This window comes from Phaeodactylibacter xiamenensis (assembly GCF_965229835.1).
Taxonomy (GTDB): domain Bacteria; phylum Bacteroidota; class Bacteroidia; order Chitinophagales; family Saprospiraceae; genus Phaeodactylibacter; species Phaeodactylibacter xiamenensis.
Window position 1 is genome coordinate 4,403,985 of sequence record NZ_OZ245931.1, and the last position, 21,886, is coordinate 4,425,870.

The 21,886-nt window shown below is 49.3% G+C and carries 17 protein-coding genes; 11 read left to right on the forward strand and 6 right to left on the reverse strand.

The features are described from left to right. Positions 1–75 precede the first annotated feature (75 nt). On the forward strand, positions 76–2,565 hold the full coding sequence (locus ACO08I_RS16785) for an FG-GAP-like repeat-containing protein (RefSeq protein WP_282776161.1): 2,490 nt from the start codon (positions 76–78) through the stop codon (positions 2,563–2,565). A gap of 7 nt (positions 2,566–2,572) precedes the next feature. Here the strand turns inward: ACO08I_RS16785 and ACO08I_RS16790 are convergent, their stop codons facing one another. After that, a complete protein-coding gene (locus ACO08I_RS16790; RefSeq protein WP_282776159.1) occupies positions 2,573–3,250 on the reverse strand; it encodes an SOS response-associated peptidase in 678 nt (225 codons plus the stop codon). A 728-nt stretch (positions 3,251–3,978) separates the two neighbouring features. Here ACO08I_RS16790 and ACO08I_RS16795 point away from each other — a divergent pair. Further along, the gene (locus tag ACO08I_RS16795) at positions 3,979–5,082 is read left to right on the forward strand and encodes a COX15/CtaA family protein (protein WP_282776157.1); all 1,104 of its coding nucleotides are present in this window, start codon (positions 3,979–3,981) and stop codon (positions 5,080–5,082) included. Positions 5,083–5,236: 154 nt separating this feature from the next. Here ACO08I_RS16795 and ACO08I_RS16800 read toward each other — a convergent pair whose 3' ends face one another. The 4 genes from ACO08I_RS16800 to rsmA all read right to left on the reverse strand — a co-directional run bounded on the left by ACO08I_RS16800 (position 5,237) and on the right by rsmA (position 7,672). Then, positions 5,237–5,722 carry a helix-turn-helix transcriptional regulator gene (locus ACO08I_RS16800; protein WP_421946542.1) on the reverse strand — a complete coding sequence of 162 codons (486 nt, stop codon included), beginning with the start codon at positions 5,720–5,722 and terminating at the stop codon, positions 5,237–5,239. A gap of 277 nt (positions 5,723–5,999) precedes the next feature. Next, complete coding sequence (locus ACO08I_RS16805) at positions 6,000–6,206, reverse strand: hypothetical protein (RefSeq protein WP_282776153.1); 207 nt, start codon at positions 6,204–6,206, stop codon at positions 6,000–6,002. 114 nt (positions 6,207–6,320) lie between these two features. Then, positions 6,321–6,767, reverse strand: a complete 447-nt coding sequence (locus tag ACO08I_RS16810) for a GatB/YqeY domain-containing protein (protein ID WP_044218452.1) — start codon at positions 6,765–6,767, stop codon at positions 6,321–6,323. 125 nt (positions 6,768–6,892) lie between these two features. Further along, positions 6,893–7,672 carry a 16S rRNA (adenine(1518)-N(6)/adenine(1519)-N(6))-dimethyltransferase RsmA gene (rsmA, locus tag ACO08I_RS16815; RefSeq protein ID WP_044218455.1) on the reverse strand — a complete coding sequence of 260 codons (780 nt, stop codon included), beginning with the start codon at positions 7,670–7,672 and terminating at the stop codon, positions 6,893–6,895. 148 nt (positions 7,673–7,820) lie between these two features. On the opposite strand from rsmA, the gene ACO08I_RS16820 reads away from it, so the two are divergent. The 4 genes from ACO08I_RS16820 (at position 7,821) to ACO08I_RS16835 (ending at position 12,442) form a co-directional block, all read left to right on the forward strand. After that, positions 7,821–7,946 carry a hypothetical protein gene (locus ACO08I_RS16820; protein WP_262501622.1) on the forward strand — a complete coding sequence of 42 codons (126 nt, stop codon included), beginning with the start codon at positions 7,821–7,823 and terminating at the stop codon, positions 7,944–7,946. Beyond that, positions 7,943–9,025 carry a 4-hydroxythreonine-4-phosphate dehydrogenase PdxA gene (gene pdxA, locus ACO08I_RS16825; protein WP_044218457.1) on the forward strand — a complete coding sequence of 361 codons (1,083 nt, stop codon included), beginning with the start codon at positions 7,943–7,945 and terminating at the stop codon, positions 9,023–9,025. Before ACO08I_RS16820 ends, pdxA begins: the two co-directional genes overlap by 4 nt. Positions 9,026–9,206: 181 nt before the next feature. Continuing rightward, positions 9,207–11,555 (forward strand): TonB-dependent receptor, encoded by a 2,349-nt coding sequence (locus ACO08I_RS16830; protein WP_282776150.1) that lies wholly within the window; start codon positions 9,207–9,209, stop codon positions 11,553–11,555. Between the two features lie 26 nt (positions 11,556–11,581). After that, complete coding sequence (locus tag ACO08I_RS16835) at positions 11,582–12,442, forward strand: DUF4249 domain-containing protein (RefSeq protein ID WP_282776148.1); 861 nt, start codon at positions 11,582–11,584, stop codon at positions 12,440–12,442. Between the two features lie 96 nt (positions 12,443–12,538). On the opposite strand, the gene ACO08I_RS16840 is transcribed toward ACO08I_RS16835, so the two are convergent. Further along, on the reverse strand, positions 12,539–13,306 hold the full coding sequence (locus tag ACO08I_RS16840) for an OmpA family protein (RefSeq protein ID WP_282776146.1): 768 nt from the start codon (positions 13,304–13,306) through the stop codon (positions 12,539–12,541). A 361-nt stretch (positions 13,307–13,667) separates the two neighbouring features. Between ACO08I_RS16840 and ACO08I_RS16845 the strand changes: the two genes are divergently transcribed. The 5 genes from ACO08I_RS16845 to ybeY all read left to right on the forward strand — a co-directional run bounded on the left by ACO08I_RS16845 (position 13,668) and on the right by ybeY (position 21,832). Then, complete coding sequence (locus ACO08I_RS16845; protein ID WP_421946543.1) at positions 13,668–14,444, forward strand: alpha/beta fold hydrolase; 777 nt, start codon at positions 13,668–13,670, stop codon at positions 14,442–14,444. Positions 14,445–14,608: 164 nt separating this feature from the next. Continuing rightward, complete coding sequence (locus ACO08I_RS16850; protein WP_421946544.1) at positions 14,609–17,218, forward strand: M1 family aminopeptidase; 2,610 nt, start codon at positions 14,609–14,611, stop codon at positions 17,216–17,218. A 252-nt stretch (positions 17,219–17,470) separates the two neighbouring features. Continuing rightward, positions 17,471–20,839 carry a DUF4175 family protein gene (locus tag ACO08I_RS16855; RefSeq protein WP_421946545.1) on the forward strand — a complete coding sequence of 1,123 codons (3,369 nt, stop codon included), beginning with the start codon at positions 17,471–17,473 and terminating at the stop codon, positions 20,837–20,839. 130 nt (positions 20,840–20,969) lie between these two features. Next, entirely contained in the window at positions 20,970–21,356 is a 387-nt protein-coding gene (locus tag ACO08I_RS16860; protein WP_282776138.1) for an ATP-binding protein, read from the forward strand. Continuing rightward, positions 21,356–21,832: an rRNA maturation RNase YbeY gene (gene ybeY, locus ACO08I_RS16865; RefSeq protein WP_282776136.1), complete on the forward strand. Its 477-nt coding sequence runs from the start codon at positions 21,356–21,358 to the stop codon at positions 21,830–21,832. The genes ACO08I_RS16860 and ybeY overlap by 1 nt, the downstream gene beginning before the upstream one ends. Positions 21,833–21,886 lie beyond the last annotated feature (54 nt).

Below are 21,886 nucleotides of genomic sequence, written 5' to 3' on the forward strand. Positions count from 1 at the left end.
ATTAAGTGTGGTTTTTGTTTGAACAGGCTAACTTTAGGATAGTTCTGGTTCGACTCAACATCCAAATCTGCCCGTATGAACTACCGTCAACATATCATCGTTCTTTACGCCCTGTCTCAACTTTCTTCCTTACAGGCACAGTGGACGCCCCGCCAAATCCTCCACCCCCTTAACCAAAAAACAGTAAAGGCCATGCCGGCAGACCTGAATAATGATGGCAAAAAGGACTTCGTGCTTCTGTCAGAATCGCCCAACCGCCTATCCTGGCAAATCAGCCTGAACAACCCGGAAGCGTACGAACTGGCACTGGTACTATCTACTACAGCCACCGTCAATGATGCCACCACCGGTGACTTTGATCAGGATGGCGATCCGGATATCATCGCTTCTGTCGATAATCCCGCCCGCCTGGTGTGGTATGAAAACACCGGACTGGAGGGGCAGGAGCGTTTCGGGCAGGAGACCACCATTTTGCAAGGCGAATCCATGGAAGGGCTACAGCTCGCTGACCTCAATACCGATGGCTGGCCGGATCTCATTTTTACCGGCTTTCTGAATGATGTGCCACCTGATTTTGCATTCCATATCATGATGGGGACCGGGCCGGGGACATACAGCCCGGCAGTCAGTGCCCCTTTCCGGGTGCCAATTGGGCTAGCCGAATTTCCTCCTTACTTCTTCTTCCAGCCGGAAGTTACACAGCCTGTTCTACATATCTACGGGCGATTTAGGCCCGACGGAGGGAACATGCAATCGGCCCGGATCACCTTTAATTACGATGATTTATCATTTGCTGATTTTATGCCCATTGATGATGTGAACTTCCAAATCCGGGATATGGCAGATATTGATCAGAACGGCAGTCCCGAACTACTGGGCTCGGGCTTTCAGGAGGGAATTTTCTATTACACCTTTATTGATGGTGTATGGGAAAGGCGTACAGTCTACAGCAGTCCGCTGGCCAACAGTTGGGGCTCCAAATTCCATGATGTAGATGCTGATGGGCTGACGGATATCGTTTTCGGGCTGGACACCCTGACCAATCCGCCATTTTTTCAACCGGAGCGGCTGTCCTGGGTCAGGCAGACGGCACCTCTGGAATTTGGTATCATACAGCCACTTACAGCTGGGGTACCAAGTAATGCGGTGTTCGATTTTCAACCTATTGACGGGGACACGCTCCCTGACCTGCTGTTTTACTACGAAGACGAACTGCGCCCCGGCTATCAGTCCCGCCTGGCTGATGGCAGCTGGTCGAACAACCGGTATTTTCCAGCCGGCCTAATCCCTGACCACTTCGTAGCAGGTGATGCAGATGGGGACGGAGACACCGATCTTCTCGCTTCCGATATTATCGCGAATACCATTTTCAGCTTCCGTCAGGAAGCAGGAGCGCTCCGGTCTGTGCACATTGAGCGGGCCAACCTACCGCTATCCGCTTACATCAGCGGGGGCGATTTTGATGATGATGGAGACTTCGATTTATTGGTAAGCGAATCCCGTCCATTACCTGATGGGCAAGTCTACTGGATGGAGCGAAGTAACGGGACCTGGGAAGAACACCCAATTGATGAGGAGCAGTATGCTCTGCCTTTCCTTCTACCTCAGGATATGGACGGGGATGGCGATTTGGATATCGTTGCCAGCAGTGGCGTTCATGCGGTGATTTATTACCAAAATCTGGGCGGTGGAAATTTTGGCGAGCGCACCACCGTAAGTACCACGCCAAGTTACCGTTTTGCCATGCTGTCCGATTGGGATGGGGACGGTAGCCAAGACCTCATTGCCCGACCTGTTGGCCCGTTTGATCAGGTGACCCTGCACCGGTGGAATGGAGATGGGTTTGATGAAGCCATACCTCTTACGCCTGCAGGCACCGGAGCACCGGAATTACCTGCGCCCTTCGATATCAATGGAGATGGTATGCCGGAGCTTGTCGCTTCTTTTACTTCTGAAATCCGGTTTTGGGAGCATGAGCCGCCCGGAGCACTATCTAATACCTTGTTGCTTGACCTTCCCTTCAGCACAGATACCGGGCGCTTTTTTTCGGCTGATCTCAATGGGGATGAAGAAACGGACCTGTTTTTCCTTGCCCTCAATCCTGGTCAGACGACTTCCCTGTATTGGCTAATGGGCCCGGCTGACCTGAACAGCCTGGATTTCCAATCCATAACGCTTGATTCTTTGGGGTATGCCTCAGTGGCCCATCACGCCCCTGTTTTCAGCACGGTCCCGGACCTGGTCACCTTGCATGAGCACGACCGCACCCTACGCATTTTTGCCAACGGAATGGGCCCCGTACCGGCTCATGAGGCACCCGATAGAGGAAAGGAAGTCAAGGTATTCCCAAATCCCGCCAGCGATTATTTTGAACTACAGGCAGAGGGAATGACGATCCGGCAAGTAGATATTTTCAATGCACAGGGCCAGTGGATGCATACACAGGTACCGGAAACCCATCCTATAGTCATCCGAACTTCGGGCTGGGCGCCCGGGCTTTACTTCATCCGGGTAAGCGATGAAAAAGGTGCAGCAAAAACGGTGAAAGTAGTGATATCCAGATAGGCAAGCTTTAAAATAACCGCCCCTGTTCCCCAACCTTCTCATGCAGGTCAGGCGTATTATTGCGCACGTTGTTCACGCGGTCGGATACCTGGTACTTCTTGAGCAGGCCATCCGGTGGCGGCTGCAGCATATTCATGACTTCCTCTACGCTCAGGTCGGAAATCCAGCGCTGCTGGTCCTTAGGCTTGGGCAGGACCAGGGGCATACGGTTGTGAACGGGCGCAACTTCGGCATTAGGAGGTGCTGTAATAATAGAAAAGGTCTTAACAGCATATTCTCCATCGTACCAAATGTCCCATATCCCAGCCATCACAAGCAGGCTATCATCTTTAGGCAGTATCCGGAAGGGCGTTTTCTGTTTGCCCTCAGTGCGCCATTCGTAAAAACTATCCGCGATAACCAGGCAGCGCCGTTTGCGGACGGGCACCCGGAAGGAAGGCTTGGCGCCAATGCCCTCCATACGTGCGTTGATCAGCTTGGAAGCATTACTGCTGTCCTTTGCCCAGTGCGGAATCAGGCCCCAGCGGTAATAGTTGAGCCGGCCGGGCTCCTCGTTCGTCAGCACATAGGCATGCTGCGTGGGGGCGATGTTAAAACTCAGTTTCAGGTTTTCCCCGGTCTCAATATCGCCCAGCTGCTGCCTGAGCTTCTCGGGAGAGGTCACAAATGAGAAACGTCCGCACATGTTTGCACTTTTTTGTTCGCTATGGAGTTGGAGCCCGGGTTTGTAAAAATCACTTTATCAGCGTATTCCGGTTTTATCCACGGTTATCCACAGGGTTATGCTATTTCAGATCGTTGGACAAGGCATTATTATTGGAACACAGCGTTGGGCCGCCTTGTTTCCAGGGTTTTCCACACCCCCTTTTCAGGCCCTGCCTAAAGGTAAGAAAACCAAGGGTTCACAAAAACGCTTTTCCACATCAATTGTGGGCCGTGGCCTTAGTAAGTGCCCCAATGGCCCACACTGGCCAAGAATGGTCATCTACCATATATAAATTAGCTTTATACCAATCCAGATTTGGGGATATCCACACCAGTTTTAGACATTCAAATAAGGCCGTAGGAGGGCTTGTGGAAATAAAAGTTACTGAGGCCTGCACTTTTAAACAGGCTGTGGACAAATGGCCTAAAATCCTGACAGCTCAGAGATAAGTGGTGTGTAAAACAGGTGTAAACTTCGAAGGCATGATGTTAGCAATGGATTTACCTAGAATTTACATTGATTTTTATCCACCTTTCCACACTGCTAATGATAATAAGGGGGATTTAAAAAAATTATAATAAAGACTATTAAAGGGGATCAGCTCCGGTTTAGTTTACTTCTGCATGGCCAAACAATTGGGTGTATATTTGTTCCTCAATTGAAAATACGATTTGGAGCGCAGTGCTCTACTTTATAAAGCAATAAAAATGGAAGCAGTAACAACACCGCCTTCATCCCGGCCTACCACCTCAGAAACCGCAAAAGGGTACCCTGCTGCGGTAAAGGTATGGCTGTGCATAGGGCTGTTCATGATCTTCGTGCAGGTGGTCGTGGGCGGGATTACCCGCCTGACTGGCTCGGGCCTGTCTATTACCAAATGGGAAATTGTCACGGGCACCCTGCCACCTATGAACGAGGCGGCATGGGAAGCGGAGTTTACGGAATACCGCGCTACCCCGCAGTACCAGAAAATCAATGAGGGGATGTCGATGAGCGACTTTAAGTTCATTTACTTCTGGGAGTACATCCACCGGTTGTGGGCGCGGCTCATGGGCTTTGTCTTTATTATACCCCTTGGGTTCTTTGTGGCGCGCGGAATGGTCGACAGACCGCTTTTAAAACGCCTGGGCGTCGTCTTCCTGCTGGCCGCCCTTGTGGCCTCTTTCGGCTGGATTATGGTCGCCAGCGGGCTTATTGACCGCCCCTGGGTCAATGCGTACAAACTGACCATGCATTTGTCGCTGGCGCTGATCCTGTTCAGTTATTTATTCTGGACCACTTTGAAGGTCATGCAGCCCAATCCGGAAGTAATCCACAATAAAATGTTGAAAAAGGGGGCCATTGCCATCACTGCCCTTGCAGCTGTGCAGATCATCCTGGGCGGCATTATGTCGGGTATGAAAGCCGGGCTTTATTTCCCCACCTGGCCCGATATGAATGGCGTGGCGGTACCGGAGGTTTTGCTCGCCGCTTCCAACTGGACTGTGGAAAACTTTGTGGATTACGATGCCACGCTCTTCATGCCGGCTTTGGTACAAATTATGCACCGGACCACGGCTTATGTACTGACAGCGCTGGTTTTGTGGTTTGCCTACCGCGGATTGAAAGCACAAACAACGGCGCATTTCCGTACCGGTTTATACCTGTTGGTAAGTATGTTGATAATACAAGTAGGCCTCGGTATCTTTACTTTGATCAACTGCGTGGGCACTGTTCCGGTCGGCCTTGGCGTATATCATCAGGCCGGCGCATTATTATTTTTAAGCATCGTTTTATTTGTAGATTATCAAGTACTGAAAACCAGCAACTAACAAATGTGGAAAAGTTTGTGGAAAAGTAAATGCCTGATTTCAGACTCTTTTTCCACTAGAAATCCCCCATTCAGCGCACTTGTCTGGATGGGGGATTTTACATTTTTGAAGTGTTAGCGTAAATAGTGCGCATGTGCAGTGCTGCCTCTTCTTTTTATGTGTTAATCAAATCCTCCAATTTATATTTTTTGAAGTGTTTTAACTTATCTCTTTTCAATTCTAAGTATTCATTCTTGACCTGAATCAGTATCCAGGTTTTTGGATCCAGGTTAAAAATCTGACTCAACATAAACGATAGCTCAAAATTGACTTTGCGTTTTCCCGATAATATTTTATTAAAATTAGTAGGGTCTAATCCAATATACCTTGCAAGCTCATTTTGTTTCAACCCTAATTTGTCGATATACAATCTTAGGAACTCACCAACTTCTGTAATATGGTCTTCATCTTCGTGTGCGTCCAAATAATCCTCAATCTTTATTTGTAATGCGAAAAGTTCAATTTGCAGTCGTTGCTTTTCATCCAACTCATCCGCTTTGTTCTTCAAGAACAGTTGCAGTTCCTTGAATTCTTTATTATCAGCATTCATGGGCGTTGTTAAAGCCCCATTGTCCGGTTCCATCTTCCTATCTCTTCCCATCGGAGTTATCTTTTCCTGTTCAAATACTCTCTAATCAAAATCTGCCCATCAATAGGTTCGGTGAACATCTTTTGACCCATTGCAATCTTTGCACGATATTTTTCCATGTACCAGTCAATCAACATTGTTTTGGATTCAAATGCAAGAAATCCCTTATAGCTGTTTTCCAGTTTAAAAGATTCTCTACAGGCGAATGCAATTAGACAACCAGCGGAATAGTCGTACCTCTTGTTAACACCTCCAATATTATGGGGTGCAATTTCAACCAAATTCATTATCAACAATCCGCCTTCAACTGAAGAACACCTTGGACGGCGTCAGGATTTGATTTCAATCTCAGTATATAAGTGCTCGTATTCTTCTCTTTGAAAACTGTTCTCCAATTGAAATTCCAACCATCTTTTCTTAAGGGAAGATCCTTAAATTCGGCATCAACTATTTCTGCCTCAACCAGAGCATTGGTTTTTAAGTCGAGCAAATACATTGAAGAGTTGATTTACCCATAAGATACTGATATTGTCTCAAGTTGACAACTTATTTCGTTGGAATTGTCTTTTGTTAGTCTTGAATAAGGCGGTGGTAAAGCATCTCCCGGAGATCACCCCAAAATAGCTTTCACCTTAGCAGAAATAGCCTTGCCCTCTGCCCGGCCTGCAAAGCGCTGAGAAGCCAACCCCATGACTTTGCCCATGTCCTTCATAGACGTGGCGCCTACTTCCTCCACAATGGCTTTGACTTCTTTTTCCAGCTCCTCGTCTGACATTTGCTCGGGCAGGTAGCGCTGAATGACTTCAATTTCTTCGGCTTCCTTGGCGGCGAGGTCTTCCCGGCCTTCCTTTAGGTAGATTTGCTCGGAATCCTTGCGCTGCTTGACGAGTTTTTGCAGCATCTTGATTTCATCTGCTTCTGTGATTTCCTTGCCGGAGCCACTGGTCTTTTCCAGCAGGATGGCAGATTTGATGGCCCGGATGCCGCGCAGGGCAGCCTGGTCTTTGGCTTTCATGGCGTTCTTGAGATCCGTCATGATGGTCTTTTCAAGGCTCATATTATAGTTCTGTTTTGCTTGTCAATCATTTTTTTGCCCGGAAAGTTCAATCCTGGTACGACCAGGCTGAATTAATTGCTAGTCTTTTATCCCTTGCCCCCTTGCTGGTACTGTATTGCAAAGGGTTAGGCATTTTGCCAGTCTTCCACCCATTTGGAGAGCTGCACAAAGTCGTCCAGCCCCAATTGCTCCGGGCGCTCACTAAACAAAGGCTCCTGTAACAGGGGCGACCCTTTGAGCAGGCTTTTCATTGTATTGCGCAACATTTTTCGGCGCTGGCTGAACGCCTGCTTGACCACTGCCCGGAAGATGCGCTCGTTACAGTCCAGGCCCTGCGCTGCCTTACGGGTAAGGCGTATCACCGCCGACTGGACCTTAGGCGGCGGCGTGAATTGGCTTTTGTCGACGGAGAATAAGTACTCGCCTTCGTAATAAGCCTGCACAAGCACACTGATTACACCATAGGTTTTGCTGCCTGGCCCGGCCACGACCCGTTCAGCGACTTCCTTCTGGAACATGCCCACCATTTCCGGGATGTAGGACCGGGTTTCGATCATTTTGAATAAAATCTGTGAAGAAATATTGTACGGGAAATTTCCGATTAGGCCAAAGGGCTCCTGCTGCTGCAGGGCAGGCAGGTCTGCCCGCAGGAAATCGCCCTCTACGATATGCCCCTTCAGGTCAGGGTAGTGTTTTTTGAGGTACAAGACCATGTCGCGGTCTGCTTCAACCACGATGAGCTTTTCCGGGCGCTGCAACAGATACTTGGTCAGCATACCCTGCCCCGGGCCCACTTCCAGTAGTTTTTTATACGCTTCGCCCCCAAGCTGCAGGCTTAGTGCAATGCGCTCCGCGATGGGCTCGCTGTTGAGGAAGTGTTGGCCGTAGGATTTCTTCGCTTTCAAATGAGGGCTGCTATTGGTGAATAAAATTTATATTTTTGCATCTTGAGGACGGAGCAAAAATAAATGATGCCATTTTGATTCGCTAAAATTTTCTAAGCAACAGGACAGAGGGAGGTTGTGTGAAAATATTAGTGAATACTAAAAGAAAATGGCATCATTTATTTCCGTCAAACTACTCAGTGAGTCCCTCACCGCTGTGCTGTTGTGCCCTAAAGGTACGACGATGAAGCGGAAGAGCGAAGACAGCACGGATAAATCACAACTGCAGGAATGAGCAAACTTAAAATAGGCCTGAGCATAGGCGATATCAATGGCATCGGACTGGAAGTAATCCTGAAGACTTTTCTCAACGGGCAGATGTTCAATCAATGCACTCCAATGGTGTATGGATCATCCAAGGTCGTTTCCTACCATAAGAACATCATCGAAGGTAATATTGAGTTTCATGCCCTACGCCCGGGCGACCGCCCACAGGAGGGTAAGCTCAATGTGGTGAACTGCTGGAACGAAAATGTCAACATCACCCTAGGCAAAGCCACAGAGCTGGGCGGGCAGTACGCCGGCCGCTCTCTGGAAGCCGCCGTTCAAGCACTGAAAGCCGGGGAGATTGATGCACTCGTTACCGCTCCGATCAATAAGGAAGCGATGAAGCTTGCACAATTCCCCTTTCCGGGGCATACCGAATACCTGGCGCGGGAACTCGACCGGGGCGAGCACCTCATGCTGATGGTCAACGATGGCCTCCGCATTGGTTTAGCGACCAACCACTTGCCGCTCCGGGATGTGGCGGATGCCATCGATAAAAATGTGGTCAAACGCAAAGTCGAGGTGATGGAAGAGTCTCTCCGCGTGGACTTCGGCATAGAACGGCCCACCATTGCTGTATTGGGGCTTAACCCGCATGCAAGCGATGGTGGCGTGATTGGCTCAGAAGAAGAGGCGTTCATCCGCCCGGCTATCGTAGAGCTCAAAAAGAAAGGCATGATGGTACTTGGGCCATTCCCGGCAGACGGTTTTTTCGGTGCCGGCCACCATGCAAAATTTGATGGCATACTGGCTATGTACCATGATCAGGGGCTGACGCCATTCAAAGCGCTTTCCTTTGGCAATGGGGTGAACTACACCGCTGGGCTGACCCATATCCGCACTTCCCCGGACCATGGTACGGCCTATGACCTTGCAGGCAAAGATGAAGCCGACCCGGCCTCTTTCCGGCAGGCTGTCTATGAGGCTATAGATATTGCCCGCAACCGTAAACAATACCTGGAGTTGCACGAAAATGCCATGAGGGACCTGCAAAAACCAGCCGATATTGAAGGGGAAGATGAGGTGCTGACTGAGGACGAAAACTAACCTCTGTCGGACCTTTCACAAAATTTATCGTATTCTTCAAAACAATTGGTAGCCATTACCGGATTACTTAGTTGAGCAAAACGATACGGTGGCCGGATTTAAAACTCTATTGGTTGATTAAATCAAGCCAATCGCTGGCGCTCTCGTACATTTGCACCTTCAACTATACAATTGCTTTTCCATGATACGATTGCTACTCCTGTTCTCGGGACTAATGCTTGCTTTTTTTCTTCAGGCACAGGATGTCACCATAAGTGGCACCATCAAGGATGGAGAGAACGGGGAAGACCTCATCGGCGCTACCGTTGCAGTACCGGAGCTTGGCCTCGGCACTTCTTCCAACGCTTACGGTTTCTACTCCCTCTCTGTACCCACGGGGGATACCCTGAATGTTGTTTTCAGCTACGTAGGCTTCCAGTCTCAGACTTTTAGCCTGCTACTCCGGCAGGATACCACCTTTAATATTAACCTGACCACGGGCGTACAACTGGATGAAGTGGTGGTTAAAGCGAACTCTTTCCGGGAGCAAATCAACTCTACGGAAATGAGCGTGGAAGCGATCACCACGCGGGAGGCTAAGCTGGTACCGGTACTCCTTGGCGAGAGTGATATCCTTAAAACGATCCAACTGAAGCCGGGCATCCCTTCGGGCAGTGAAGGGCGTACCGGTCTGTTTGTGCGGGGTGGGGCACAGGACCAAAACCTCATCGTGCTCGATGAGGCTGTGGTATACAACGCTAATCATCTCTTTGGCTTTTTCAGCACCTTCAATACGGATGCCGTCAAAGACCTCAAAATTTACAAGGGCGGCTTCCCGGCAGAATACGGTGGCCGCCTTTCTTCTGTCATTGATGTAAAGCTGAAGGACGGCAACAATCAGAAATTTGCCGGTTCCGGTGGGCTGGGGCTCATCTCCTCCCGCCTGACCCTGGAGGGGCCAATCCAGAAAGACAAATCCAGCTTCATCGTTTCCGGACGCCGTACTTATGTGGATCTGCTGACCCGGCAGGTCAACCGTGCAAATGAGGGTAATGAAGACTTTTCACCCATCCCGGACTATTTCTTCTATGACCTGAATGCGAAAGTCAACTTCCAGCTGAGCGATAAAGACCGCCTTTTTCTGAGTGGTTACTTTGGGCGGGATGTTTTTGGCTTCAGCAGTGATTTTTTCAATTTCGACTTTGACTGGGGGAATGCTACAGGCACGGCGCGCTGGAATCACGTCTTCAATCCCAAATTGTTTGCCAATACCACTTTCACATATTCAGATTACCAGTACAATATCAATAATCAAATTACAGGCTTTTCCTTCGGGCTGGGCTCCAATATTGCCGATGCCAGTCTTAAAACGGATTTTTTTTATGCCGCCAATAATCAGCACACCATCCGCTTTGGCGCGATGGCGACGCACCACACCTTTACCGTAGGCCGCCTGCAGGCAGGAAGCGATGACGGAGTGGTCAGCTTCTCGGCAGGGCAGGAGTTTCAGGGGGTGGAATTCGGTGCCTACGTTTCTGATGAGATGGAGCTTTCAGAAGCTTTGAGTGTCAATGCCGGGCTCCGGTTTTCCGGATTTAATAATGATGGCAAAACGTATGTGGGGCTGGAGCCCCGGGTGGCAGCCCGTTATAAACTCTCAGAGCGCTGGGCGCTGAAGTCGAGCTACGCACGTATGTATCAGTACCTGCATCTTATTGCAAATGCCGGGGTAGCCCTGCCTACTGATATCTGGTACCCTTCCACTCAGCGCGTACAGCCGCAGCGTTCTGATCAGGTGGCAACGGGCGCATCTTATCTGCTGGGCAGTCAGTACTTTCTGAACTTCGAGCTATACTACAAATGGCTGGACAACCAACTGCAGTTTGTGGACGGTGCACAAATTTTTGTCAACGATGAGCTGGAGGACGAATTCGCAGTAGGAGAGGGGCGTGCCTACGGTATGGAATTTAGCATAGAAAAGAAAGAAGGGCGGCTCACCGGCTGGATTGGCTACACCCTGGCGCTAACCCGCCTGCAGAATTTTGAGACACTTGATCCCAACGGGCGTTTTGCGCAGGAGTCAGAAGGCTTTGGCCCCTTCAATCCGATTTACGACCGCCGCCACGATATTTCCGTGGTCGCATTATATGAATTGAGCAAACGCTGGACGGCTTCAGCAACCTTTGTCTATGGTTCGGGCGACCTGACGTGGCTGCCTCCGGGCCGGTTTACGTTTCAGGATGTACCCGGGGCAGGCTTCGAGGCGGTGGTGCCTGATTACCGGGAGCGGAATAATTTCCGGCTCCCAGCCTATCACCGGTTAGATCTGGGACTGGTATACAAATTTTTCCCAAAATGGGGAGAGAGTGACCTCACGCTTAGCGTAGTCAATGCATATGACCGCCGCAATGCCTTTTTCATTTTCTTTGAACCAGAGTTTGAAGGCGAGGAATCCAACACTGGTGGCATCAATATTCCGACCCGGATTGCCGCTAATCAGGTTTCCCTGTTCCCGATCCTGCCTTCACTGACCTGGAATTTCCAATTTTAACCACCACCTGACCAACCTTTAGTGCTATGAATAAATTACATCTTAAATTAATGCTGGGCCTGCTTGCCTTAAGTGCCTGCAACCTGGAGCAGGAAGTCGAGATCAACCTGCCCGACTACGAGGTACGCCCTGTGCTTGAAGCCTACGTAGAACCTGGTGAACGCTATCGTTTGCTCCTCACGCGAAGTGCGGGCTACTTTGCTCCACTGCCTTCACTGGACAATTTACTGGAAGAGTTGTTGCTGGACAGCGCAGAAGTGAGCATTACTCACGATGGGGTGACCTATCAGTTGGAAAACACCCTGCTGTTTGACCCCACAACCCAGAAAATTTATAATTACGCTGCAGGCTCTAACGACCTGGTACCTACCGAAAGTGATTTACCTTTTGAGCTGAATATTACGCTGCCAAATGGGGAGACCATCAGGGCCGAAACCCGTTTGCTGCCGCAGGTGGAAATAGACAGTGTAGTGATCGAATTTCCGGAAACGGGTAATCCCGCCGATACTTTGGCCCGTGCCCTGACTTACTTTACGGACAATCCGAATACGGACAATTTCTACCGGCGCATGCTTCAGCTTAATTCGCTTGATAGCCTGCCGGAGCAGGACTTTGTTACAGATGACCGGCTGGTGGAAGACAGTACCATCGCTTTTGGCACCGGGTTTAACTATAAGGCAGGAGACACCCTGATTACCACACTGTACCATATTTCTGAAGACTACGCTACTTTTCTGGAGAGTGTTGATGGAGCAGCGGCGGCAAATGGCAATCCTTTCGGGCAGCCCAGCCCGGTGATTTCCAACCTGGAGGGCACGGCCAATGCGCTGGGTATTTTCACTGGCCTGGTGAGCTTTAGGCGGAATGATATAGTGATGAGAAATTAGAAAGGGAAGGAAGAGCGCAAAATAACAAAGCCGGTAGCATCCAAGAGGACACTACCGGCTTCGTTTTTTACTTAAAGGCTTTTAGAAAGTCCGGGATTAGTTGCCCGTTTTCATCAGGCCACCCAGCTTAGCATTTGGCTGGATTACAGTGCGGCGGTTTTCAGCACGGCCCTCAGCTGTTTCGTTGTCACCTACTGGCTCGTACTCACCTGCACCAGCAATAGTCAGCTGATCAGGGTTAGCACCTTTGCTGATGAGGTAGCGTACAACGCGGCTGGCACGAGCAACGCTCAGGTCCCAGTTGTCACGGTAAGCAGCACCTTCGATCATCTTTTCGTCGTCAGTGTGGCCTACTACCATCATTTGCAGCTTAGGATTGTTCTTCAGCGTCATCGCAAGCTCTTCCAAAGCACCACGCTCATCAGCGCTCAGTGCAGTAGAACCGCTGTTGTAGGTGATTGCCTCAGAAGTAACAACGTACAGGTTGCCGTCACGCTCTTCCATTTTCAGGCCAGAGTCCGCATAAGCACCGAAGATACCGTTGATTTCTTCCTTGATGGCGTTCAGTTCTTTCTCAGTCATGTTCAGCTTCTCCTGTACCTGAGACATCTGGCTTTCCATGTTTGCCATTTTGCCTTCCATGTCAGAAATCTTGCCTTCCATTTCTGCTTTTGTAGCTTCAAACTCTTCCTGAAGTGCAGCTTTTTCCTCTTCGAGGGTCTTCAGGTTAGCCTGAGTTTCAGCGAGTGCTTGATCAGTTGCTTCCTTAGCGGCTGCCAGTTCGTCATATTTCTTTTTAGAAACGCAAGACTGCAGCGCGCCAATGGCAAGTGTGAAGATCAGTAATTTTACTATCAGACGCATGTTCGTTTGGTTTGATTAGTGAATTATATTGGTTTTAACGTTTGCCCGCTCAATGGACGAATTACATGGCTCAAAGGTAAAAAAAGCTTGTAATATTTTACAAATACTACGATTTGATTGGTGACAGGGGCTCGAATAATTGCTGAAGGGGTTAGAAAATTACCAGGTTGGCCATATAAATTCAAAAGTGGAACGTCATGCCGGGCAGTTTGTTTGCTTATTGGGGATAAAGCCGCAATAATATTGCCCCTTACTTTTGGTATGTATTATGGCATGACATACCTCAGGCTTCAAAAAACGACTATTTTTCTGTAATTACCTATTTTTGTGCCTATATTACTGTCTAACCAGAAATAGTTAAATGGAACACCGGATTAAGGAAGAAGGTAAATTTAAGTACATTGAGACCCAGGGTGAGGGGCCTAACCTTCTGTTATTGCATGGGCTTTTTGGCGCGCTGAGCAACTTTGAGGGCATCATTGAGCATTTTAAGAAAACGCACAATGTAGTTGTGCCCATACTCCCTATTTTTGAACTTCCTATCCGGAAAGTATCTGTCACCGGGCTCGTCGATTATGTAGTGGACTTCGTAAACTACAAAGCTTACGAAAAGGTGAACGTGCTTGGAAATTCCCTGGGTGGGCATATTTCACTGTTGTACGCGCTGGCTCAGCCGGATAAGATCAGTTCAATCATTCTCACCGGCAGCTCGGGCTTATTTGAAAGTGCGATGGGGACGAGCTTCCCCAAGCGGGGTGATTACGACTTCATCAAAACCAAAACAGAAGCGACCTTCTATCGCCCTGAAGTAGCCACAAAAGAACTGGTGGATGAGGTTTTCGATATCGTCAATGATCGCAATAAAGCCATTCGTGTGATCGCCACTGCCAAGTCAGCCGTGCGCCATAATCTTGGGGATAAACTCCATCAGATTGAAGCGCCCACGCTTCTTGTTTGGGGGCGTCAGGATAATATTACGCCGGCTTTCGTAGGGGAGAAGTTCCACGAGCTGATCGAAAATTCCCGCCTGATCTTTCTGGAAGAATGCGGGCATGCGCCTATGATGGAGCACCCGGAGGTTTTCAATAAGCACCTGGAGGACTTTCTGGCTGAAGTAGCTGCTAAAGAAAGCGCTTAGAAGCAGGCTGTTTTAAATTAAAGAGGGGAGACTATCTTGCCAATTTTTGCGTTACAGGGGGACTAAAGCTCTGTTAACTTCTGATTCCTTTACCTTTACGGGAAGTGAATGCAATGCTGTATGTCAGCACTGTACATCTGTTGTATTGTAAAACACAACCATACATGTCTATCTTAAGAACCTTAATTATTGGCAGCATGCTAGTGCTGTTAGGCAGCTGCGGCAGCCAGCAGAAAGCCATGCAGCCTGCCGGGGAACCCATTATGGAAACAGAATTCCGGCAGTTGGACACTATGTTCGTCTCTGCATCCCGTGAGCCGGAGCCGGAGAATTTCACCCTGCCAACCTACCGGGCCAGTCATACCCGTACGCACGATTTGATGCATACCATTCTCGATCTGCAGTTTGACTGGGAAGCAGAACAGGTCCTGGGCGTAGCTACACTCACGCTGTCTCCCTATTTCTACCCTTCTGATGAGGTCACCCTTGATGCCAAAGGCTTTGAATTCGAATACATCCGGTTGAAAGGCAGTGACAGCAATCTGGAATATGACTACGACGGTCGTCAGGTGAGAATTAATCTGGGGAAAACCTATAAAAAAGGCGAATCTTATACACTGGAGATCAAATACGTAGCTACGCCGGCAGCTTCCGGTGGCAGTTCTGCCATTACCTCCGACAAAGGGCTGTTTTTTATTGACCCCCGGGATGAAGACCCGGACAAGCCTACCCAAATCTGGACACAGGGGGAGACCGAGCACAATTCCCGCTGGTTCCCAACCATCGATAAACCTAATGAGCGGACCACACAGGAAATGTACGTCACCGTTGAAGAACAATACGAGGTGTTATCTAACGGTGTACTCGAAAATGTGGAGGAGGAAGCAGGCATGAAAACCTGGCACTGGGTGATGGATCAGCCACACGCGCCCTACCTTTTCATGCTGGCCATTGGGGAGTTTGCTGTGGTGGAAGACACCTGGGAAGGCAAGCCGGTGACCTACTACGTTGAACCGGAGTACGAGGCGGATGCTGAAGCCATCTTTGCCCACACCAAGGAAATGCTTTCCTTCTTTTCGGATAAATTAGGCGTAAAGTACCCCTGGCAAAAGTATGCACAGGTGGTGGTGCGCGACTATGTTTCCGGAGCTATGGAGAACACCACTGCTGTCATATTCGGTGACTTCGTACAGCGCCATAAACGGGAGCTCATCGACGATGGCAATGACCGGATTGTTGCCCACGAGCTGTTCCACCACTGGTTTGGTGACCTGGTGACCACCGAGAGCTGGTCTAACCTGACTATGAACGAAGGGTTTGCCAATTACAGCGAGTACCTCTGGTTTGAGCACAAGTACGGCCGGGACTATGCCGATCACCATTTGTTGGGCGAATGGTCAGGTTATCTGAGCTCCGCCCGGGGTAACCTCCACCCGCTGATTCATTTTGGGTACGAAGATAAGGAAGACATGTTTGATGCCCATAGCTATAATAAAGGCGGTGCTGTACTGCACATGCTGCGCAACTACGTGGGCGATGATGCCTTTTTTGCTGCCCTCAATCTTTACCTGACTGAGAATGCGTACACTGCGGTGGAAGCCCATAACCTGCGGCTGGCTTTCGAGGAAGTGACCGGCGAAGACCTCAACTGGTTCTTCAACCAATGGTACTTTGAGCAGGGGCACCCGGACTTGTCTGTTACTTATGACTTCAATGAAGCAACCGGGCAAGCAAACGTAACGGTAGAACAGATACAGAATCCGGAAATCATGCCCGCCATTTTCCAATTGCCTGCTGCCATCGATATCTACAAAGCCAATGGTGAAAAGGTAAGGCACGAAGTTATGGTGAACGAACGCACTCAGACGTTCACCTTCGAGCTGGAAGAAGCGCCCGCTTTGATGCAGTTTGATGCAGACCGGGTGCTGCTGGCAGAGATGCAGGACAACAAATCTTCAGCACAATACCTGTTCCAGTATAAAAATGCCCCGCTGTTCCTGGACCGCTATGAGGCTGTGCTTGAACTGCGTGGCGAGCAGAGCCCGGAGGCACAGCAAGTCATGACCGCTGCACTGGAAGACCCGTTTTGGGCCATCCGGGTAGCCGCCATGCAAAACCTTTCGCCAGAGACTGCTGCTAATGCAGGTGCTATGCTTTCGCAAATGGGCAGTGAAGACCCCCATTCTGAGGTCCGTGCCATGGCTTTCTCTATGCTGGCTGAACTGGAAGATGCAAGCGCCGTCAGCTTTGCCCAGCAAGCTATTCAGCAAGACTCCGCCTACAGCGTGATTGGAGCTGCACTTCAGTACCTTACGGTGCTCGATCCGGAGGCGGCCCTGGAAATTGCCGATGACCTGGAGCAGCACTCCTCCAGCGATATCCTCCTGGCGGTTGGGGAATTGTACGCCAGTACCGGCGATGCCAAATACCTGCCGTTCTTCAAAAAGAACCTGACTGAAGTCAGTGGGTTTTCTGCCATCTATTTTGTGGATGCCTACGTGGAACTGGCTGTCAACAGTGACCTGGAAACATCGAAGACTGTTGCGGGCCACCTGAATACCCTCGCGCTCGGTGAAAGCATTTCCCCATGGATTAAATTCGGGGCTACCCGCGGGCTGAATGAAATGCGCAAAGCCTTTGAACAGGCAGAACAAAAAGAACAACAGGCCTACGCTGAAACCCTGCTGGAAAGGCTCAAAACCATAAAAGCCAGTGAGAAAAACCCGCAGCTGATTTCTTTCTACAATCAGATGTTATCAGATATAAAGCCGTAAGCTTTTTTTATCTCTTGACTTTTCCACAAAAGCAGCTTATTTTACCCTCATCTGCCAAGGGCTCCGGCGCACCGGGGCCCTTGGTATTCACTAGCACGCATCATTATCCCCTTAAGACCAGCGTATTTTTGCTTAAAAGCAACCTTCTGACAAGTAAAAGTCTGTTAAAGCAGGCTGTTTGTCAATCTTTTAAGGTCTTGGCTCGTTATTAGTGGGTCTGTTCACGATTAGATTTTTGAGGAAAAAAGCAACATGGCAACGCAAGACAATTATCAGCTGCTCATTGAAAAGCTGGACCAGTTTATCCGCAAGTACTATATCAATCAACTGATCAGGGGCGCGCTGTATAGCGTGGGGCTGATCTTGTTCCTGTTCCTGACCATTAGTGTCCTGGAATACTATTATTATTTCAGTTCTGGTGTGCGCAAGCTGATGTTCTTCTCCTTTATCGGAGCGAGCGCACTGGCCGTGGGCTTTTGGGTGGCTTTGCCGCTGGCCCGTTATTTCCGGCTTGGACAGGTGATTTCACATGAGCAGGCCGCTCAGATCATTGGCCAGCACTTTGGCAACGTACAGGATAAGCTGCTCAATGTGCTGCAGCTCCGTTCACAGGCAGAAGCAGGCAGTAGCCGTGAGCTCATCATGGCGAGTGTGAACCAAAAGTCGGAAGAGATCAAACCGGTCCCTTTCAAAAAAGCTATCGACCTGCGGAAAAACCGTAAGTACCTCCGGTATGCTTTGCCTCCGCTTGCCTTGCTGCTTATCATCCTTTTCGTCAATGCCAACCTCATTACCGATAGTACTACCCGCTTGATCAAGAACAATGAGGAGTTTGAAAAGCCTGCTCCCTTTAGTTTTATCCTGGAGGAAGATGCCCCTTCCGTCGTACAGTTCGAAGATTACCCGCTGACGGTAAAAATTGAAGGGGATCAACTTCCGAATGAGGTGTTTATTGATGTGGATAATGTGCAGTACCGGCTGGTGAAAGAGTCTCCAAATACTTTCTCTCACCGCTTCAGTAATGTACAGAAGAGTACAAAATTTAAGCTGTTCTCCAGCGGCGTGGAGTCTAAGCCTTACGAATTGAATGTACTCCGCAAGCCCAATGTGCTGGGCTTTGACGTGGAACTTGACTTCCCGGCTTACACACAGCGCAAAGATGAAAAGCTCTCAAGCATCGGCGATCTTGTCGTTCCGCAGGGCACCAATATCGACTGGGTTTTCAATGCCGAACATACCGATGCAATCGACCTTAAGTTCACCGGTTCTGATGACCGGGTGGAAGCCAAGCGCTTTTCTGATGATCTTTTCACCTACCAAAAACGGGTGATGGAAGATCAAAGCTACAAGCTCTACGTCTCGAACAAAGCGCTTCCCAACGCAGATTCCATTTCCTACACCATTTCAGTGGTGCCGGACCTTCACCCCAATATCTCTGCCAAAAAGTTTATCGACAGCACGCAGCAAAAGGTGCTTTTCTTCGTTGGTGAAGCTTCGGACGACTACGGGTTGCGCAGCCTGACGTTCAACTACCGCATTAAGCCTGCAAAAGGAGAGCAGGGAGAACTGCAAACCGTTGTGCTGGACAAGCCGGCTGGTAAGCAGATTCAGTACGATCATGTTTTCGATATCAATACCCTTGGCCTCAAGCCAGGCGATGAAGTCACCTACTACTTTGAAGTGGCTGATAATGATGGGGTTAACGGCAGTAAAACCGCACGGACTAACCTTATGGTCTACGCTACGCCCACCGTTGAGGAGTACAAGGAGATGGCAGAGCAGAACGACAATAAGATCAAAGACGAGCTGAAAAAGGCGCTGGAGGAATCCAAGAAAATACAGGACGAGATGCGCAAGATGCGGGAAAAACTCCTGCAGGAAAAAGAATTGGACTGGCAGCAGCGCAAAGAGCTGGAAAAACTGCTGGAACGCCAGAAAGACCTGGAAAAAAAGATAGAAGAAGCCAAAAAAGCCTTCGAAGAAAACCGGAAAAACCAGGAAGAGTACAGCGAGCAGGATGAAAAAATCCTGGAAAAGCAGGAGAAGCTGCAGGAAATGATGGAAGACGTCATGAGCGAGGAAATGAAAGAGCTCATGAAGCAGCTTGAGGAGCTGATGCAGGAACTCAACAAGGATGAAGCGCTGGAGATGATGGAAGACATGGAAATGTCGGACGAGGAAATGGAAATGGAGCTCGACCGAATGCTGGAGCTGTTCAAGCAAATGGAGCTGGAACAGGAAATGAACGAGGCCATTGACGAGCTCAATAAAATGGCAGAAGAACAGGAAAAGCTTAGCGAGGAAACTGAGCAGGCAGAAGAAGAACAAGCTGAACAGTCCCCTGAAGAGCAGGAAGCCAAACAGGAAGAGCTGAAGCAAAAGCAGGAAGAACTCAATAAAGACTTCGAAAAGCTCCAGGAAAAAATGGAGAATATCCAGAAGAAGAACGAAGAAATGGAGTCTCCTCAGGAAATGGAAGACCGGGAGCAGGAAATGGAAGACGTCAAGCAGGATATGGAGCAAAGCCAGGAAAGCCTGGAGCAAAAACAAAATAAAAAGGCGTCAGAATCTCAGAAGAAAGCTTCAGAGAAGATGAAAAACATGGCCAACTCCATGCAGATGGAAATGCAATCGCAGCAGATGCAACAGATGGAGGAGGACATGGACGCCCTGCGTCAGTTGCTGGAAAATATTGTGGGGCTGTCCTTTGAGCAGGAAGATCTCATCGATCAGTTCGAGGCGGCAGAAATCAATACGCCACGCTATGTAGAGCTGGTGCAGGAACAATTTAAGCTGGAGGATGATTTCCGCCTGGTGGAAGACAGCCTTCAGGCACTGAGCAAGCGCGTATTCCAAATCGAATCCTTCGTAACAGAGAAGGTAACAGCTATCAAGAGCAACCTCAAGGAAAGCCTCGACGAGCTGGAAGAGCGCCATAAGCCACAGGCCGCCAATCATCAGCAGCGCAGTATGAAAAACCTGAATGATTTGGCTCTCATGCTCAGCGAGGTCATGAATCAGATGCAGCAGCAAATGGCCGGTCAGATGGCGGGCAATCAGATGTGCGACAATCCGGGCGGAAGCGGTCCGGGCGGTAAGCCTAAGGATAAAATCAGTCAGGGGCAGCAGTCGCTAAACGATATGATGCAGCAGATGAAAAAACAGATGGAGGAGGGCAAGGGCAAAGGTGGCCCCGGTGCCAAAGAGTTTGCTAAGATGGCCGCCCGGCAGGCCGCCCTTCGCAAAGCCCTGAAAGAAAAACAGCAAAAACTGAAGGAGCAGGGCCAAGGAAGCCGCGAGCTTGAGAACATCATGGATCAAATGGACAAAATCGAAGAAGACCTGGTCAATAAGCGGCTGTCCAATGAAATGATGACCCGGCAACAGGATATCCTCACCCGCCTGCTCGAACACGAAAAAGCAGAGCGCGAACGCGAGTACGAAGAGAAGCGCAAAGCAGAGCAGGCAAGTCAGCAGGAACGGGACGTGCCACCTTCGCTCGAAGAGTACATCAAAAAGCGGGAAGCTGAAATCGACTTGTATAAAACGGTCAACCCTTCCCTCAAACCGTACTATAAATTTATCGTTGAAGAATACTTCAAAACACTGAAAACCGAATAAGTCTGTAGCCTCAGGCTGGCCAAATTGCCAGTCTGAGGCTATCTTTGCCTGGCCTGTGTGGCAGGCGCACTTGCTTTTTACTGAAATTTGACCTACATTACAGGAAGTAACAATGAGTTTGGAGCCTATTATGCTGAAACTTTCCTCTGATACCAGGAACATCGCCCTGGTAGAATCCTTCGTAGAACGTGCGGTCGAACAGTACCAGATAGCCCCGGATATTTACGGCAATATTCTGATTACCCTCACCGAAGCCGTCAATAATGCTATCATTCATGGCAATAGCAATGACGAATCCAAAACAGTACAGATACAGCTAAGGCGCAAAAATAACTGCCTGGCCGTACGCGTAACGGATGAAGGCGAAGGTTTCGATCATTCCGCTGTACCTGATCCTACCGCCCCGGAAAATCTGTTGCAGGTAGGCGGGCGTGGCGTGTTTCTCATGCAGCAGCTCTCTGATAGCGTGTATTTTCACAACAACGGCTCCACCGTTGAAATGCACTTCAATCTTTAATGACTACAGACTGGCCTTTCGATACGGACGCTGAACTGGAAACAGGTATTTCCTTTTATGATGAAGATGCCGGTTTTATGCCTGCCCATCCTGAAAAGCTATACACCTGGATTGAAGAAGTCATTAACCGGGAAGGCTGTCAGCTCCGGCAGCTCTCTTATATCTTTTGTTCCGATCAGTACCTCCACCAAATTAATTTGGAATACCTGGACCACGATACCTACACCGATATCATTACCTTTCCTTACACCGAGCCACCGATCATCCACTCGGATATTTTCATCAGCGTGGAACGGGTGCGCGAAAATGCAGACACACTAAAAATTCCCTTTGAGCAAGAGCTTCACCGGGTGATCATTCACGGGGTACTCCACCTCTGTGGCTATCCCGATAAGTCGGAAGCCGAAGCCCGGATGATGCGTTCGAAAGAAGACGAGGCCCTGGCACTGCTTAATTCCGGATTTTCAGTGGATTAAAAAGTCTGATGCTTTAGTCAGGCTGCTTTGGCGTTGTACCTTTGTGTAGATTTC